The organism is Sphingobium sp. C100, from assembly GCF_000508185.1.
In the GTDB taxonomy this organism is placed as follows: domain Bacteria; phylum Pseudomonadota; class Alphaproteobacteria; order Sphingomonadales; family Sphingomonadaceae; genus Sphingobium.
This window is the reverse complement of sequence record NZ_AYOY01000214.1, coordinates 1-16,641: the sequence shown is the minus strand read 5'-3', so window position 1 is coordinate 16,641 and position 16,641 is coordinate 1. Positions and strand designations below refer to the sequence as shown.

Sequence of the window (16,641 nt, the reverse complement as noted above, 5' to 3'; positions counted from 1 at the left end):
GCGCGGCGGGCCGCCGGTTCATTCTGCGCGTCAAGCGCGCGCGCGACCGGCCGGACATGATCGAACAAGCTGCGCTGCGCCAGTGCGGGCCAGGCCAGAATGGCGACCCCGATCCAGCAGTTCCTGCCCAGCAACGCCATCATGAGCCATTGCAGCGCGCCGGCAATTCCGCCCGCGATCAGTAGGAGCAGGATGGTGGCGGCGCACCCCAAGGCCCGGCGCTTGGCGAAGGAGAAAGACGGCCGGTTCCATGCCGCTTCGCAGCCATCGATCAGGCGGGCGAACAATCCCACCGGATGACCAAGGCGACGATAAAGCGCGGCGGGCCAGCCCAAGGCGGCGTCGATGGCCAGGGCGGTGATCGCAACCGGGTCAGCCATGGCCGAGCGTTGCGTCCAGCCGGTCGAGCGCCGCGGCATCGGGTGGAAGCCCGATTCGCAACCAGCGCGGCTGCCCGGAAAAGGGGCGGGTCAATATGGCCTGACACGCCAGCCGTTCGAACAGTGCGGCGGCATCAGGGGTTTCGATCAGGCGGAACAAGGCGCACTCGCCCATGGGGCGATAGCCATGGCGGGTCAGCAGGATGTCCAGCGCTGCCGCCGACCGGCGCAGCTGCGTCCGTGTGTCCGCGATCCAGCGTCGATCGCGATAGGCGGCTGTTCCGATCGCCACGGCAGCGGCGGATAGCGGCCATGCCCCCAATAGTTGCCGCAAAGACGTAAGAAGCTTCTCCGGCCCGAGGACGAAGCCAAGCCTGACGCCCGCCAACCCAAAGAATTTGCCGAAGGAACGGAAAATGACGAGCGGCCGTTCGTCGCGCACTGCATCAGCCATGCTCCCGGCCGGGTCGGCGTCGGCAAAGGCTTCGTCCATCAGCAGCCAGCGATCCCCGTCACGGCGGGCCAGCAATTTGCCAAGATCGTCGCAATGAACTCGCCGGCCGTCGGGATTATTGGGATTGGCAAGGATCAATGTGCCGCTCGTGTCCATCGCCTCGCTCCAGCCCACGGGCACGCTGCCCGCGATCATTTCGCCATGGGTGCGATAGCCGGGCGCGACATGACGGGCTGGCCCGCCGATCATTCCGCCGATCAGGCGCATCCCGATCTCCGTGCCCGGCACCGCGCAGACATGGCGTGGGGCGAGACCGAAATAATCGGCCGCCGCCGCCTCCAGCGCCTCAAGCGCCGAACGTTCCGGCAGGCGCTGCCAATCGATGGGCATCAGACCGGCGTCAGGCCAGGGGCTGGGATTGATGCCGGTCGAAAGGTCAAGCCATGGCTGGCCGCCGGTCCCGAAATGCGCTTTCGCCGCGTCAAGTGCGCCGCCATGCCAGTGCCAGGCCGCGCTCATGTCATCCGGCTCCAGATCACGGCCGCCAGCAGCAGCCAGGTCTCGCTGATTTCGATGCCGGCGCCATGGCCGTCGCCGGAAATGCCGCCGATGCGCCGCCGCAACCAGAGCGCCCAGAGGAAGATGATAACCGGCGAACCCGACAACGAAGGCGACAGCAGCAAGGCGGCGGCCGCTAATAGCCCTGCCCACAATATGAGGTCGCGCGGGCGGACAGCCTGCCGGAAACGCGCGCCCAGACCGTCGTGGAGACTGGGCAGGCAAACGGTCCACACCAGCGGCCCCATGCGCGCGGCAAAGGCGATCAGGGTAAGCGCAACATAGGCATCGGATTCGACCAGCGCATGGAGCAGGACCAGCTTGGCGATCAGTTGCAGGGTGATGGCGACCGCGCCGAAACTGCCGACATGCGGATCATGCAGCACGGCGGCCAGTTGCGCCTTGTCCTTATGCGCCGCGCCGCTTGCATCGGCGATGTCGCCCAGCCCGTCGAGATGGAGCGCGCCTGTCACTCCCGTCCACGCCGCCAACGCCGCCAGCGCGCCGATCCAGGGGTCGATCAAGGCTCCAGCCCATGCTGCCGCCGCGACGAGGCTGCCGATGATCAGGCCGACCGCGGGAAACCAGCGCATCGATGCCGCAAAATCATCTGCGCCGGCTGCGACCGATGGCATCGGCAACCGGGTTAGAAACTGGATGGCCAGGATCAGTCGCTTCATCGCCGCAATTCCATGATCTGCGCTGAAGCCTCCGCTCCCGGCCACACCTGTAGCGACAATAGCGCGCCATAGGGCAGATCGAACGTCCAGAGCCTGGGCAGGTCGAAACCGCATAGCAGATGCAGCGCGGCGCGCATCGCCCCGCCATGGGTGACGATCAGGGTCGCTTGCGGGGTCAGCGCGGTCAAAGCGGCCGATATGCGGGCGACCAGCGCCGACCAGCGCTCGCCGTCGGGCGGCGGAAAGCTGTCGGGATCATTCCAGAAACGCGCCAGCGCATCCTGATCCAGCGCAGCGGCCGGCTTCCCCTCCCATTGGCCGAAATCCAGCTCCCGCCAACGCGGATCGATGGCCGGTTCAAGGTCCAGCTCTTCGCCAATGGCGCGTGCAGGGCCACGCGCGCGGAGCAGGTCCGAACTGATGAGTTGCGCGACATCGAGTTGCCGGGCCTGGCGAAGACAGTCCGCAATTCCCGCCGGTGTCGGCGCCATGTCGGTGCGGCCCAGCATCAGGCCGGGTTCGACCGGCGCGCCATGGCGGAGCAGATGGAGCATGAAGCTGCTCACAGCGACGGGGACACCGCCGCCTCGGCAAAGGTCGCCATCTGGTCATGCGCGGCCAGCGCGGCGCGGATGACGCCGACCGCCACCGCCGCGCCGCTCCCTTCGCCCAGCCGCATCCCAAGGTGCAGCATTGGGTCGAGGCCCAGCCGCGCGAGAAGGCGGACATGGCCCGGTTCGACCGAACAATGACCCGCGATACAATGATCGGTGATGGCCGGATTTTGGATGGCGAGCGGCGCGACTGCCGAACAGCAGATGAAGCCGTCCAGCACCACTGGCACGCCCAATTGTCGCGCCCGCACGATCGCCCCCGCGATCGCCGCAATCTCTCGACCGCCGACATGGCGCAGCGTTTCGAAAGGCGTCCGGGGGGCGTCGCCATGCGCCGCCAGCGCGCGGTCGATCACTGCAATCTTGCGCTGTACGCCTTCGCCATCGATGCCCGTGCCGGGGCCGGTCCAGGCGGTTGCCGCCTCGCCAAAGCTGCGCGCGCACAAAGCTGCCGCCGCTGTCGAATTACCGATCCCCATTTCGCCCAGGACGAGCAGGTCCAGTCCGTCCGCGACATTGGCCGCCCCGGCGTTGAGCGCGGCGAGGCATTCCCCGGCGTTCATCGCGGGCGCCGTGGTGAAATCGGCGGTCGGCCGCTCCAGATCCAGCGCCACGACCTTGAGTTCCAGTCCGGCCGCCGCGGTCAGCGCGTTGATGGCAGCGCCACCGACCTGAAAATTGGCAACCATCTGTGCGGTGACGCTGGCGGGAAAGGCGCTGACGCCATGCGCGGTCACGCCGTGATTGCCGGCGAAAATGATCGCCTGTCCCCGATCGATGCGTGGCCGGGCGCGACCCTGCCAGCCGGCCATGAAGATCGCGATCTCCTCCAGCCGGCCGAGCGAGCCGGGCGGTTTGGTCAATTGTCCCTGACGCGCGCCGGCGTCCGCCCGTGCGTCGGCATCGGGCGGACGCAGGTCGGACAGGGCGGCCTCGAAAGCGGCGGCGGAAGCGAAGCAGGTCATGAAGCGATAAATCCTGGCGGAGGCGTCCGGACGATGAAATGCCCTTTTACGCCCTGTGGCCACAAGGCAAAGGGCACGCGGCCATCATCGCTGGCGGCATAATGAAGCGCATAATCGAGGATGGCGCGCGCCGATGCTTCGTCGGGTTCGAAGCGGCCCAGCACATAGCCGATCCGGTCCGGCGCGCGCAGGTGAATGGTGCAGGCTTCGCCACAGGCGAAGAGGCAGGGCATCGCTTGGATAGCGAGGCCCGCATAAGCCGGGTCGCTGGCGCGCACCCGTTCCAGCGCCGCGATCAGGCGGGCGCCGTCGCGCACGCCTGTCCCGTCGTCGCCGCCGGGGCGGCGGCACGTGCTGCACGCCACGATGGCGGGACCGTCATCGACCCGGCTCAACATGTCAGAAGCGTCCTCGCACGCCGGCATAGATGCTGCGACCCAGCGTGCCGTAGCGATAGGCGGTCATATAATGCTCGTCGAAGATATTTTCCGCCCGTGCGAACAGGCGCAGCGTATCGCTGATCGCATATTCGGCGCGCAGGTCGACCAGCGTATAGTCGTCGAGCCGCGTCGCGTTGCTGGCATTGTCATAGCTTTTGCCCGACCAGCGCACCGCCGATCCCAACGTCAGACCGAACGCGAAATCATAGGAAAGCGACGCATTGGCGCTGTGCCGGGGGCGGCGGGGCAGCCAGTTGCCTTCATTGACGGTTCCTTCCGACCGATCCTCCGCCACGGTCCAGCTATAGTTGCCATCAAGCGTGAAGCCGCCGAGGTTCAGCGCCGCCACCGCTTCGATGCCATGCGTCTTGGCGCGCGCGACATTGAGATAATAGCCATAGCGCTCCGTGTCGGTGCCGGGAACAGTGCAGAGCGGATCGGTGGTGCCCGTCGAGCAGCTATTGTAGATTATCTGGTTGGTGGTGGTGCGCTGGAAATAGGTCGCGCCAATGGTGAACAGGCGACCGAACATTGCCTGCTCGACGCCGGCTTCCCATCCGTCGGCGCGTTCCGGGTTGAGCGTGACATTCCCATATTCGCTGAACAGTTGATAGAGGGACGGGGCCTTGAACCCTTCGCCATAGCTGGCGCGCACGGTCGTTCCGGTCGGCAGTTCCCAGACGCCGCCGGCGGCGAAAAGGGTGCGGCCGCCATAGCGATTATGGTCGTCATGGCGCACCCCGCCGTTGATCGTCAGACCTTCGACCGGACGCACGGTCAATTGCCCGTAGATGCTGCTGATCTCCGCCCTGCCGGTGATGAAGTCGGGCAGGGGCGTATCGAGGGACGCGGATGGCGACCGGCTCTTGAACTCGGACCGTTCATTCTCGACACCGAAATTGACAGCTATCTGCTGCGACAGGTCGAATATGCCCTGATATTCCCAGCGGCGATTTTCCCCCGCCGCTTCGAAGCTGAGCGGTCGGTCGCGATCCGGTCCGTAGCTGTCGCGATCGGTGTCGGTGTAGCTGTAGGCGATGCGGTTGCGCAGCCGTCCGTCGAGCAGGGCGAAGTTCAATCCGGCGTAGCCGACAAATTCGCGATTATGGCTATAGTCCGCCGCATCGCCGCTGAACCCGTCGATTTCCACTCGGCCAGAGGAGTAATAGCCGCGCAGGTCGATGCTGGCATTGGCGCCCAGCGCCAGTTCCGCCCGGCCCGCGACATTGCGGTTCTGATAGCCGTCCGCTTCCTTGCCGCCAAAGGCCGGGGCGATGGCGGAGATGCCTTCGGTCGTGAAGGACTGGCCGCCGATACGCCAACTGAGCGGACCGGTGACGCCGCCAAGCGCCGCGCGGGCGCTGACCGTTTCACGCGATCCCGCCTCGATGTCGAAACTGCCCTCTATCGCCTTTTGCGGCGAAGCGGTGACGATGTTCACGACACCGCCGATCGCCTGGCTGCCCCAGAGGATGGACTGCGGGCCGCGCAGAACCTCGATCTGCTGCGCGTCGCCGATCAACAGGTTCGCAAAATTATAGCCGCCGCCTGTCGATGACGGATCATTGAGTTTCACCCCGTCGATCACGACCACGGTCTGGTCCGTTTCCGCCCCGCGAATGCGAAGCGAGGTTGCGGTGCCATAGCCGCCATTGCGCGATATGCTGATGCCCGGCGTGCGCAGCAGCAATTCAGCCGCGCCTATATCCTGCGCCCGGTCGATCGCCGCCTTGTCGAGGACGGTGATGGAGGAGGGCACTTCCTCCAGGGGCGTGGGCGTGCGGGTCGCGGTGACGACGATGCCGCTTTCGGCATCGGCGTCGGCTGGTTCCACCTGGGCAAGAACAGGCGCGGACAGGCCCAACGCGGCCATTGCGAGGGAATTTTGAAATAGCAACTTGGACATGATAACCCTTTTTCGACATTGCCGCGCGTACACGGGCGATGCCGCGACCAGTCGAGGGCGCACGACATCAGCCCGCGCAAAGCACGGCGCTTCCTGTCGTCGTTCGGGTTTACCCCCGTTCGCTCGGCTCACCCTGTCCGCGCGAAAGACGACGACGACAGGCAGGTCTCCTGGCTTGCGGATCAGCGCCGGTCGGCCGCCTTCTCGGGAATCGCTTCCCAATGGCATATGGCCGATGGCTCACCGCATACAGTTGCAGGGGCAGCCGGGTTTTACCCGTTCCCATCTTCATCCCCGTCTCCGGGGAACCTGTCGCGTCGCGGGCGTTACATCGATTCCGATGGACCGGTCAATCGCGGCGATGAATCGCGGTCGCATTATCGCGGTGGCGGCCGAGCGTCGTGATCGTGGGCCAGCTTCCATCCAGCCGCACCTGCGCGTCGATGCCATAGACGGTGCGCAGATTTTCCGGCGTCAGCACCGTCTGCGCCGCGCCGTCCGCGACCAGTCGGCCATGGTCGATCAGCAACAGCCGGTCGCAATAGCGCGCGGCCATGGTGAGGTCATGCAGCACCGCGATGACCAGCGCGCCGGCATGGGCCTGATCGCGCAGCAGGTCCATGACGTCGATCTGGTGGCCGGGGTCCAGGCTGGCGAGCGGTTCGTCCGCGATCAGCGCGGGCGCTTCGACTGCAAGCGCCCGCGCCAACAGTACGCGCGCGCGCTCGCCGCCGGATAATTCCGTGGCGATCCGGTCCCGCAGGTCGTGCACGTCGGCCCGCGCCATCGCGCGCTCGATCGCCTCGGCGTCAACCGGTTCCAGACGTGACATGGGGCCAAGATGGGGCAAGCGCCCCAGGCTGACGAGCCGCTCGACCGTCAGCGGCCAGTGCAGCGTCTGGCCTTGGGGCAGATAGGCAATGCGGCGGGCGAGATCAGCGCGGCGCATCGCGCCGATCGTCATGCCATCGATCATGATGCGGCCCTGTGATGGCACCAGCGCCAGCATCGCGCGCGCCAGCGTCGATTTGCCTGCGCCGTTGGGACCGACGATACCGACCAGCGTTCCGGCGCGAAAGGCGGCGTCGATCCCGTCGAGCACCGATCGACGGCCCAGCGTCACGCCGACCTGCTGCAATTCGAGCATCACCATAGCCGTCGCTCCCGCATCAGATGCACCAGGAAGATGGGTATGCCCAGGAACGCCGTGACCACACCAAGCTTGAGTTCGTTCTTCGTGTCGATCAGTCGCACGGCGATGTCGGCCAATGTCAGTAGCGCCGCGCCGCCAAAAGCCGCGGGCAGCAGGATGGCCGAAGGACTGCGATCCGTCAGCGGGCGCAACAGATGCGGCACGATCAAGCCAATGAAGCCGATCGTCCCCGACACCGCCACCGCGCCCCCGACGCCGATCGCCGTGCCCAGCATCAGCCGCAGGCGCGTGCGACCCAGATCGACGCCCAACGCCTGCGCCCCGTCTTCGCCCAGGGTCAGCGCGTCCAGCGATCGCCCGTCCCACAGCAGCAGCGCCATGCCGACCGCGACGCAGGGCAGGGCGATCCAGAGGTGATCGAAGGACCGGTTTTCCAGGCTGCCAAGCAGCCAGGTCATGATCTCCATGGCCGCGAAAGGATTGGGCGACAGATTGAGCGCCAGGCTGATTCCCGCCTGCGCCAGCGTCGCCACCGCGATCCCCGCGAGGATCAGCGTCAACGAACTTTCCGACCGGCCCGCCAGGAAGAAAAGCAGCAATAGCGACAGGCACGCTCCGCCGATCGACAGGAGCGGCAACATCGCCGGATGGATCTGCGCAAAGCCGAAATAGATGGCGCCAACGGCGCCAAGCGCCGCGGCGCTGGACGTGCCGAGCACCGACGGCTCCGCGAGCGGATTGCGCAAATAGCCCTGCAACGATGCCCCCGCCACGCCCAGCATGGCCCCGACTGCCAGGCCGATCAGCGTGCGGGGAAGGCGCAGGTCGAACAGGATCGCGTCCGTCACCCGGTCGCCATGGCCGGCCAGCGCGGCAAGGATATGTCCGACCGGGATATGTACCGGGCCGAGCAGCAGGGAGCCGATCGCCGCCGTGACGGCGATGCCCGCCAGGCTGGACAACAGCAGGATGCGCTTTCGTATCATGTCGGTCATCATATCCATTTGCCAGACCGGCGCGGGTAGTTATGGGAAGGGCCATGACGCGCAAGGCCCTTCTTCTGTCCGCCTGTTTCTGTCTCGCCGCCGCTGGCGGGGCCATGCTCTGGGCGAGCGCATCCCGTCCAGCCGACGCTGCGCAGGCCAGTTCCGCGCAGGTCAGTTCGGCGCCGGGCAGGCCCCGCCGCATCGTGTCGCTCAACCTGTGCGCGGATCAACTTGTGCTGGCGCTGGCCGACCGGGCGCAGATCGCCGGGCTGACGCGCAATGCGGCTGACCCGGCAATGTCGGGCGAAGCGGCGCGCGCGCGCGGGTTGCCGATGCTTACCAGTTCGGCCGAGCAGATATTGGCCATCAATCCCGATCTGGTCGTCGGAATGCCGGCCGGACGCAGCGCCGCGCTCGCCGTACTGAAGGATGAACATTATCGAACGCTCGACCTCAAGAGCGCGGACCGGCTGGACGATATCTACGCCTCGATCCACGAGACGGCCGCGGCGGTGGGGCATAAGGCGCGGGGCGACGCCATGGTCGCGCACATGCAGCGCGACCTGGCCGGCATAGCGCAACTGGGCCGGGGGCGCGTCGCGGCCTATTATCAGCGGCGCGGCTACATGACCGGCACCGGCACCCTGGTGGACGACCTGATGCATCGCATGGGACTGGTCAACCTGGCCGCGAAACTGGGCAAGCCAGCGCTCGCGCAGGTCAGCCTGGAGGAAATGGTGGCGGCCCGGCCCGACTTCCTGATCGTGGAAAGCGCGACCGACAAGGTGACGGACCAGGGCAGCGAAATGTTGCACCATCCTGCGCTGCGCGACATTCCGCGCATCAGCATTCCGCAGGCATGGACGGTTTGCGGCAGCGCGGCCTATGCGCGCGCGGCGCGCGGGATGGCGCAGCAAATTGCGCGGTTCGACGCCGGGCATCGCTAGAATTCGATCCCCGGCTGCGCCTTCACATTCTGCTCTCGAAACGGGTGCTTCACCTGGGTCATGTCGGTCACCAGGTCGGCGGCTTCGATCAGGGCGGGCGGCGCATTGCGTCCGGTGACGATGACATGGGTCATGACGGGCTTGGCCGCCAACACCTCCAGCACTTCGTCCAGCGGCAGATATTCATAGCGCAGTACGATGTTGAGTTCATCGGCCACCACCATGCGATAGGATGGATCGGCGATCATGCGCTTGACCTCTTCCCAGGCTTCGCGGGCCACCGCGATGTCGCGCGCACGGTCCTGCGTGTCCCAGGTGAAGCCTTCGCCCATCGGTTTGAATTCCACCAGGTCGGGAAAGCGATCGAACACGGCCTTTTCGCCAGTGGCCATCGCGCCCTTCACAAACTGGATCACGCCCACTTTCATGCCATGGCCGATCGCGCGGACCACCATGCCCAGCGCCGCCGACGTCTTTCCCTTGCCGGTGCCGGTGTGGACGATCAGCAGGCCTTTCTCGACCGTCTTCGACGCGATCTTCCTGTCCTGCGCGGTCTTGAGCTTCTTCATCTTCTCCTGATGCTCGGCATCGGTGCGCGGCTTCATCGCCTGTCTCCTGCCGCTTCCGGGAGGTCAGGCGTCGGTCGTGGACGATCGGCGACATTAACCGCCATCGTCTCGGCAAGCAGGAAAATGGTCTTGGTCGTCTTCATCGGAGGTTCGCTCCACGCGCCGGCAACGAAGGCGGGGGCCTGCCGATGCGCACGCACGCGATCGACCGGCGCGCGGATGCGGGCTGGCGTCACTACGCCCGCACTCCCTGCGCCAAAGCAGCCCCTGCCGCTTGGTCGTCGCTCGACGGACAATCTCCGTGCCCCGGCCACTCCCTGGACCTGGAACAATGAGCGACCCACACCGGCAGGTCTCCTGGCTCACGGGTCGACGCCTGACGCACACCTTCCCGGACAATGCCCAGTGGCTGTTCCGGTCTGGCCCGGAACCCGTGCGTCACGCTCACCGCTTACAGTTGCAGGGACAGCCCTGGATTTGACCACCTTGCGGGCGGTCGCACCATGTTCCCTATTAAGCCCCTTGCGAGGCACCGGCGCGATCATGCGGACATCTTGCGATGCCGCGCATGTTCCATAGCGCGCCGCCATCGTTTCGCAAATGGCTTTCGCCCGGTCGGGCGGGGCGGAAATGTAAATCGCCGGGACAGGAAAGCGCCGGCGATTTGCCCATATATCAGTCGTTGACGAAGCTGATCGTCGCCATGTGGTAGAGGGTCGCGACCGGCGCCCCGTGCAATGTGAGGTCGCCCTTCTCCTCCTGCGTCGCGCTCAGAATATAGCGGCCCTTGTCGTTCAGCGGCAGCGTGACGCGGCCCTGCGCGTCGGTCTGGAAGCTCTTGGACCATTTGTCGGGTGAGATTGCGAGAATCTTGGCGTCGGGCACCGGCTTGCCATCGCGGATGAGCGTGAAGCTGTCCGCTCCCGGTGCGGTTGGCACGATTTCCAGCGGTAGCGCCGCCCTGGTCTCGCTCCGGCCAGCGCGGGCATAATAGATGACGCCTTCCTTCTTCCCGTCCTCGCCCCAGGGTTCGAACACGCTGTCGTCGATGACGCGCACGTCGCCCGCGGGGACCGCCACTTCGATATAACCGGCCTTGCGGGCCTGTGGCGCCTGGCTTGCAGGCACAATGCGCGGCGCCTTCAGCTTCTCGAACTCGGGGTCGCCGCCTTCGGGCAGCGGGTCGCCCGGTTCGCCCAGATAGATGCGGGCGGGACCGGCGCCGTCGCGCTCGACCCAGATTTCATGCGCCTGCGCGAGCGTAGGGACGCTGAGTAGCGCCAGCAGCGCAACGGATAATGTCTTCATGCTCTCTCTCCTCATATGCCCGTCAGAAGCGGAAGCCGACCGTGCCCATCACATTGCGCGGCGCTCCCATGAAACAATCGCCGCGCGCCAGGCAGGACGCATAATATTGGTTGTTGAGCAGGTTGGTCGCGTTTATCGCGAAGCGCCAGTTGTTCCACTCGACCTCAGCCAGCGCGTCAACGGTGGTGTAGGATGGCGTCGTGATGGTCCAGATCGCGCTGCTCGACTTTCGTTTGCCGGAATAGACCACGCCCGCGCCGAGGCGCAGTTGCGCGCCGTCGGTCATGCCGAAGCTCTTGGTCGACCAGATCGATGCGATATGGCGCGGCATATAGTTGAGGCTGCTGTTCACCTCGGACGTCAGCTTGTTATACCCATAGTTGACCAGCAACTCGAAACCATCGGGCAATGTGTGGTTCGCCTCAACCTCCACCCCCTTGGTGGTGAGTTCGCCGGACTGGGTCGTAGCGCCATTGGGCAAATAGAGGACGCGGTTGCGCTCCTTGATGTGGAAGGCGGTGACGGTGACCATCGTGTGTCCTTCCGGCTGCCACTTCACGCCCGCTTCGAACTGCGTTCCGGTCCGCGGGCGAAAGGGATCGCCCACGCTGCCATCGGCATTGGTGATCGAACCCGCGACCGGCAGGAAGCTCTCGGTATAGCTGAAGAAGGGCGAGAAGCCGGCGCCCAGTTCGCCGATGATGCCGGCGCGAAAGGTGGTTGCATTGTCTTCATTGCCCGCCGAACTGGTCACATGGTCACGCCGCGCGCCGAGCACTACGGAGACACGGTCGAAAAAGCGGATCTGATCCTGGACATAGACGCCCAGTTGCTTCTGGCTGTCATAGCTGTAGGGGCCGGTGGCCTCGACCGCCTTCAGCGCCGCATAGTCGATGTCGTAGAGGTCGATGACTTCGCTGTCATAGACATTGATCTTGCCCACCTTGTTCCAGCTATAGTCGATGCCCACCAGCAGCTCATGTTCGACATTGGCCCCGGTGTTGAAAGAGAGCAGGAGGTTGTTGTCGGTCGAAAAGACGTTCATCCGCGCCTTGCTGGCGCCGATCGTCACACCGATGGTGCGACCGTCCGTTCCGTATACGGCAAAGGGGTCGGTCGGATTGCTATAGCTGTCGGCGTAGCGCGAATAATAGTCCAGGTCGCTGTCGATATAGCGCGCCTTGAGGCTGAGCCGGACATTGTCCGAAAAATTATGGGTGATGGACCCGCCGCCCTGAAGGGAGCGACCGGCATAGCGATCCCAACCGGGCTTCCCTACAAATGTATAGCGGTCCAGCTTGCCGGCGGGATAGGCGGTGTTGGGCTGAAAGGTGCCCACGATCGGCAGGAACTGCGACGTCGATCCACTGTCATCCTCCTGATAGAGGCCGGTGAGCACGATGTCGGTGTCCGGGGTTGGTTGCCAGCGGATCGACGGCGCGAACATCACCCGGTCGTCGGGCACATGGTCGACATAGGTATCCGCGTCGCGGACACGGGCGACGCCGCGAACCGCCAGCGTATCGGTCAGCGCGACGTTCAGGTCCGCCATCGCTTCCTTGCGGTCATAGCTGCCATAGACGAGGTTGACCTCGCCCCCGGTGCGGAATTCGGGCGTTTTGGTAACGAGATTGACGAGGCCGCCTATCGATCCCTGGCCGAACAGCACCGATGCCGGGCCGCGCACGATTTCGACGCGCGAGAAATTATAGGGGTCGGACGTGATGCTGGCGTAATAAGAGAAGATGTCGCGCATGCCGTCGCGGAACTGAAGCGCATCGATGCCGCGCACGGTAAAACCGTCAACGCGCGTGTCGCGGCCGTAGGGGCTGGCGAGCACGCCAGCGGCATATTTAACGGTATCGCTGATGTTGATTGCGCCCTGCGACAGATATTGTTCGGCGCTGATGACGGAAATGGGCTGCGGCGTTTCGATCAGCGGCGTGTCGGTTTTGGTCCCCGCATATTGCGTGGCCGTGACGAGGATGGTGTCGGCAGGATCGGCCGCGTTATCGGACGGTCCGTCGGCATCAGCGCCGTCACCGGCCCAGGCAGCGGTATGGCAAAGCGCGAGCAGCGCAACTCCGGCCAGTGAACAAATCCGGCAAGCTGTCATGTAATCCCCCAAATTTTCATCTTGGGGACGAATAGCGCTATTGATAGTAGGTTGCAACAGCAGGAGCATGGTGAATATGATCGGCAAGATGCCAAGCAGGCTTCAACGCCGCTGCCACCCGCTTGAAGCGCTCGAGCAAATACGCAACGGTGTCGCACGGCAACCGCAACGCGAGGCCTTGCAGGCGACATGCATCAAGCCGCTGCTGGGGAAATTCCGGCGAGGGGAAATGGTGGACGCACTTTTTTTAGGGCTCGAACCTAGGACCCGCTGATTAAGAGCAAGAGGGTCCATTTAAGTTATTGATTTTATTATATTTTCTGTATTTGTTCTCGTTGGTGTTTTCTGTGCGCTCTTCTAACCCCCAGATAGCCGATCTGTCTTCATCGACCACGCTATTTTGTGTGGAATGTGTCCCTTTATTCAGCCAGCGTGGGCGTTGTCAAAAATCAAAGGGGCGATCTGCGCCCATGCATAAATTTGGTCCATATATGGACAATTAAGTTGAATTTTTGCCAAATATGTCCATATGAGGACGATGTTTGAAACACCCTCCGAAGTCGCGGCGGCAATTGGAGTTCGCGTCCGTACACGCCGCTTGGGGATGGGGTGGAGCCAGGCCGAGGCCGCTGAACGCGCGGGCGTAGCGTACCGTACATGGCGCCGGATGGAAACCGAAGGCAAAGCCTCGATCGATGATCTCGTTCGCGCTGCGATCGCGTTGCGATGCGAACAGGATTTGAAAACACTTTTCCCCGAGCCCGCAGCCATGACTATGGATGCGCTGCTTGAGCGCCAGCAACGAGAAGCGGGAAGTGCGTCCAAGCGGCTTCGATCCCCGCGGCGTCCGAAATGAAACTGACGCCCGGCGCGCCTTTGCAGATAGGGCTATGGCCCAACGAAGCCGAGGCTGTGCAGCCTGTGGGTCGCCTGGCCCTAGCCGGAAGGCGGGCGCAACTCGAATGGTCGCCGAAGATCGTGGCGAGAGGACGACCTATCGCGCCTGCTCTCTACCCGCTCGAACCGGGGCTGCATGAGGCCCGTACTGCCGATTTCGATAGCCTCCACGGATTCCTGGCCGACAGTCTGCCGGAGGGGTGGGGCGCCCTGGTGATGAAGCGGCGGTTGGCCAAACTCGGTGTCCGATGGGACGACCTGACCGGGATCGACCGTCTCGCTCTTGTTGGGCGGCAGGGCCGCGGCGCGCTTGTCTATGAGCCGGCCACAACCCCTGCCGAAGACGTGCAAACGCTCGATCTGGATGAGCTTGCCGCCGAGGCGCGTTCGATCCTGTTGGGCGATGAGGGGAGATTGGCTGAGACGCTTGCCGCGCTCGCGGGTGCCTCTGGCGGTGCGCGTCCAAAAATCCATATCGGCTTTTCGCCAAGTGGTGAGATTTGTGTAGCGGAGGGAGAACTGGCTGCCGGCTTTGAAAGCTGGATCGTCAAATTCCGCGCGCTGACGGATCCTGTAGATATCGGGGCGGTCGAGGAGGCTTATGCCCGTATGGCTCGGTCGGCGGGTATCATCATGGCATCGTCACGCCTTTTGCCAGCTAAGGATGGCCCCGGCTATTTCGCCACGCAGCGTTTCGACAGGCCGAAACCGGGACGACGCCTGCATATGGTATCTCTGGCGGGAGCCGTGGAAGCACCGTCGCATATGCCGAGCATCGACTATGATGGCTTTCTTCGCGCGGTGCATGGCATAACGCGGCATGCTGGAGATTTGGAACAGGCTTTCCGACGCATGCTGTTCAATATCCTTGCGTATAACCGGGATGATCATACCCGCCAGCATGCATTTCTGCTTGACGCCGATGACCAGTGGCATCTGGCGCCTGCCTATGATCTCACCTTCTCAAGCGGTCCCGGCGGTGAGCATTACTTGGCCATCGAAGGGGAGGGGCGTGTACCGACCCGTGCCCATGCCCTGCGTCTGGCCAAGCGGCATGGTTTTTCGGAAACGCAAATGTCTCAAATGATCGACGCTGTTTGTGGCAGCATAGCCGAATGGCCGCGGCATGCTGAAGAGTTGGGCATCAGCGTTTCGCGTGACGAGATTACCGAGCGTCTCAGATACATCGACAAAGCGTTCGGCTGAGGCGAAAATATCTTCCCGAACGGGAAGAAAGCACGGCTGGGACGCTGCTGTAACCAACAATCTTACCGATCGGGAAGAATTTTAGAGGGGGCAGTCTGCGCTTAACAGCGTTGGGCTCATCGTCTCGCCCCTAGGGCTTCGTTGGCCATGATAAAACCTCTTCCGTAACGTTCTCGATCCTGTATGGAGCCGCGCTCCCCTTTGCTAAGCCATTGCAGGAATGCTCTTTTTCATGCCGTTGAAGACTCGTCGCAAGCGTATTTCAGTAACAAAACCTATTCCGTCCAAGGCCGTGGGAAAGCGGGGCCCAAAGCCACGGACCATCATCGAATTTCCTGAGGCGAAGTCCACCGTTTGGGCTGATACTCCCGTCTTTCATGAAGTGCTGGCCCTGCGTATCGAACGTCACGGCGACACGGCGTGGCATCTGCACAAGGCTATAGTTGGTCCCAAGGATCGCATCGATCGCAAGACGATCGTTCGTTGGGTCGCTGGAACCAAAGTGCCACGCTCCGTCTCTAGCCTGGAGATCCTTGGTCGTGTCGAGAAGCGTTATGGACTTCCTGTGGGCTATTTTGCCTCGAAGCTGCCGCATACCGGTCGGGCGGCGGATGGCCGTCTGAAACTGGGTGATATGACCTCGGCGCAGCGGCGGCGATTTGCCTGGCATTTGCCCGCTGATTTCGACCGTCGCTCCCTCAAAGAGCGCCGAGAGATATTGGACTGGGTGCAGCGGGTCATCATCTCGGGTGCGACGGATTATCGGCGCTATCAGAGACTGGCGATGCGGCAGCGTTATGCAATTCGTTTCGTGGATCTGGACCACATTCAACCTTACGTGCCCGCGGAATTGGAGGAGGAGAGGGAAGGGGAGGACAATCTTGACGATGTCGAAATTGAACTCGCCGCGGCGAACAGGCGGGCTCCTCGCGCCTTGGCCGAGGAAGTGGCGCACCTGATCCAATTCAAGACCGCGACGCTGACCGAAATTGGCTATCAGCGTAACGGCGTATGGAACGAGCGTACAGCACTGCAGAAAGTCGACCACCTCGGCCTCTTGTTCGGATCGCTGGCTGCCTCGCCAGACGGGCCGGTTGCCGGTCTGGGAGTACCGCCGAGCAAGATGACCATGGCCATGCTCGTCTTCCCGGCGGTGTGGGACTGGTATGTCAGATGGCGTGAGCGCCGGCGCGGCTTCTATACCATTTGGGAAGTCAATATGATCCAGCTGGCCCTTGCCCTTTCGCGCGCCGATACCGGCTGGCTTCGCCAGCGTCCCGATCTGGCTTCGCGCTTGAAGCCTATAGCCGGACTGCTTTCATCCGAAGACATCGATGCCGCGAAGGCGGATTGGAACGCAACCTGCGATGCCTTTTATCATCATGGCATGGTTCGCGCCCGGGAGTTGCAACGGGTCGCAAAGGTGCATCGCGATCCCTTTGAGTCTTCTCTGATTGGGGCT

At 63.8% G+C, this 16,641-nt stretch carries 17 protein-coding genes, 1 pseudogene and 2 riboswitches; of the genes and pseudogenes, 5 read left to right on the top strand and 13 right to left on the bottom strand.

Features of this window, described 5'->3' with window-relative positions; genetic code table 11:
* The 9 genes from C100_RS46905 to C100_RS46865 form a co-directional block, all read right to left on the bottom strand.
* Positions 1-380, bottom strand: a 380-nt coding sequence (locus tag C100_RS46905) for a cobalamin biosynthesis protein (protein ID WP_031310390.1), incomplete at its 3' end; no start/stop codon positions are given.
* Positions 373-1,353, bottom strand: coding sequence for an aminotransferase class I/II-fold pyridoxal phosphate-dependent enzyme (locus tag C100_RS46900; protein WP_024022136.1), 981 nt, complete (start codon positions 1,351-1,353; stop codon positions 373-375). The genes C100_RS46900 and C100_RS46905, both read right to left, overlap by 8 nt.
* Complete coding sequence (gene cobS, locus C100_RS46895) at positions 1,350-2,072, bottom strand: adenosylcobinamide-GDP ribazoletransferase (RefSeq protein ID WP_024022135.1); 723 nt, start codon at positions 2,070-2,072, stop codon at positions 1,350-1,352. Before cobS ends, C100_RS46900 begins: the two co-directional genes overlap by 4 nt.
* Complete coding sequence (locus C100_RS46890; protein ID WP_037531510.1) at positions 2,069-2,626, bottom strand: histidine phosphatase family protein; 558 nt, start codon at positions 2,624-2,626, stop codon at positions 2,069-2,071. Before C100_RS46890 ends, cobS begins: the two co-directional genes overlap by 4 nt.
* Before the next feature lie 8 nt (positions 2,627-2,634).
* Positions 2,635-3,651: a nicotinate-nucleotide--dimethylbenzimidazole phosphoribosyltransferase gene (gene cobT, locus C100_RS46885; protein ID WP_024022133.1), complete on the bottom strand. Its 1,017-nt coding sequence runs from the start codon at positions 3,649-3,651 to the stop codon at positions 2,635-2,637.
* Positions 3,648-4,049: a DUF1636 domain-containing protein gene (locus tag C100_RS46880; protein WP_031310389.1), complete on the bottom strand. Its 402-nt coding sequence runs from the start codon at positions 4,047-4,049 to the stop codon at positions 3,648-3,650. Before C100_RS46880 ends, cobT begins: the two co-directional genes overlap by 4 nt.
* 1 nt (position 4,050) lies before the next feature.
* Positions 4,051-5,964, bottom strand: a complete 1,914-nt coding sequence (locus C100_RS46875) for a TonB-dependent receptor plug domain-containing protein (RefSeq protein WP_024022131.1) — start codon at positions 5,962-5,964, stop codon at positions 4,051-4,053.
* A gap of 176 nt (positions 5,965-6,140) precedes the next feature.
* A riboswitch (cobalamin riboswitch) is annotated at positions 6,141-6,325 on the bottom strand.
* 21 nt (positions 6,326-6,346) lie between these two features.
* Positions 6,347-7,150, bottom strand: coding sequence for an ABC transporter ATP-binding protein (locus C100_RS46870; protein ID WP_024022130.1), 804 nt, complete (start codon positions 7,148-7,150; stop codon positions 6,347-6,349).
* Positions 7,144-8,136, bottom strand: a complete 993-nt coding sequence (locus C100_RS46865) for a FecCD family ABC transporter permease (RefSeq protein ID WP_442800338.1) — start codon at positions 8,134-8,136, stop codon at positions 7,144-7,146. The genes C100_RS46870 and C100_RS46865 overlap by 7 nt, the downstream gene beginning before the upstream one ends.
* A gap of 53 nt (positions 8,137-8,189) precedes the next feature.
* On the opposite strand from C100_RS46865, the gene C100_RS46860 reads away from it, so the two are divergent.
* Positions 8,190-9,083 carry an ABC transporter substrate-binding protein gene (locus C100_RS46860; RefSeq protein ID WP_024022128.1) on the top strand — a complete coding sequence of 298 codons (894 nt, stop codon included), beginning with the start codon at positions 8,190-8,192 and terminating at the stop codon, positions 9,081-9,083.
* Here the strand turns inward: C100_RS46860 and cobO are convergent.
* From cobO to C100_RS46845, 4 genes are all read right to left on the bottom strand, one after another.
* Entirely contained in the window at positions 9,080-9,688 is a 609-nt protein-coding gene (cobO, locus tag C100_RS46855) for a cob(I)yrinic acid a,c-diamide adenosyltransferase (RefSeq protein WP_024022127.1), read from the bottom strand. The two genes, C100_RS46860 and cobO, sit on opposite strands and share 4 nt — an antisense overlap.
* The gene (locus tag C100_RS48490; RefSeq protein ID WP_152536547.1) at positions 9,685-9,888 is read right to left on the bottom strand and encodes a hypothetical protein; all 204 of its coding nucleotides are present in this window, start codon (positions 9,886-9,888) and stop codon (positions 9,685-9,687) included. Before C100_RS48490 ends, cobO begins: the two co-directional genes overlap by 4 nt.
* Positions 9,889-9,982: 94 nt before the next feature.
* Positions 9,983-10,204: riboswitch (cobalamin riboswitch) on the bottom strand.
* A gap of 123 nt (positions 10,205-10,327) precedes the next feature.
* Positions 10,328-10,960, bottom strand: coding sequence for a nickel uptake transporter family protein (locus C100_RS46850; protein WP_024022126.1), 633 nt, complete (start codon positions 10,958-10,960; stop codon positions 10,328-10,330).
* Between the two features lie 22 nt (positions 10,961-10,982).
* On the bottom strand, positions 10,983-13,076 hold the full coding sequence (locus C100_RS46845) for a TonB-dependent siderophore receptor (protein ID WP_024022125.1): 2,094 nt from the start codon (positions 13,074-13,076) through the stop codon (positions 10,983-10,985).
* A gap of 76 nt (positions 13,077-13,152) precedes the next feature.
* On the opposite strand from C100_RS46845, the gene C100_RS46840 reads away from it, so the two are divergent.
* The 4 genes and pseudogenes from C100_RS46840 to C100_RS46825 all read left to right on the top strand — a co-directional run.
* Positions 13,153-13,350: a hypothetical protein gene (locus C100_RS46840; protein WP_152536546.1), complete on the top strand. Its 198-nt coding sequence runs from the start codon at positions 13,153-13,155 to the stop codon at positions 13,348-13,350.
* A 255-nt stretch (positions 13,351-13,605) separates the two neighbouring features.
* Positions 13,606-13,932, top strand: a complete 327-nt coding sequence (locus C100_RS46835) for a helix-turn-helix domain-containing protein (RefSeq protein ID WP_024022123.1) — start codon at positions 13,606-13,608, stop codon at positions 13,930-13,932.
* On the top strand, positions 13,929-15,179 hold the full coding sequence (locus C100_RS46830; RefSeq protein ID WP_024022122.1) for a type II toxin-antitoxin system HipA family toxin: 1,251 nt from the start codon (positions 13,929-13,931) through the stop codon (positions 15,177-15,179). Before C100_RS46835 ends, C100_RS46830 begins: the two co-directional genes overlap by 4 nt.
* A 232-nt stretch (positions 15,180-15,411) precedes the next feature.
* Positions 15,412-16,641 (top strand): annotated as a pseudogene (locus tag C100_RS46825) (hypothetical protein); the annotation flags it as partial.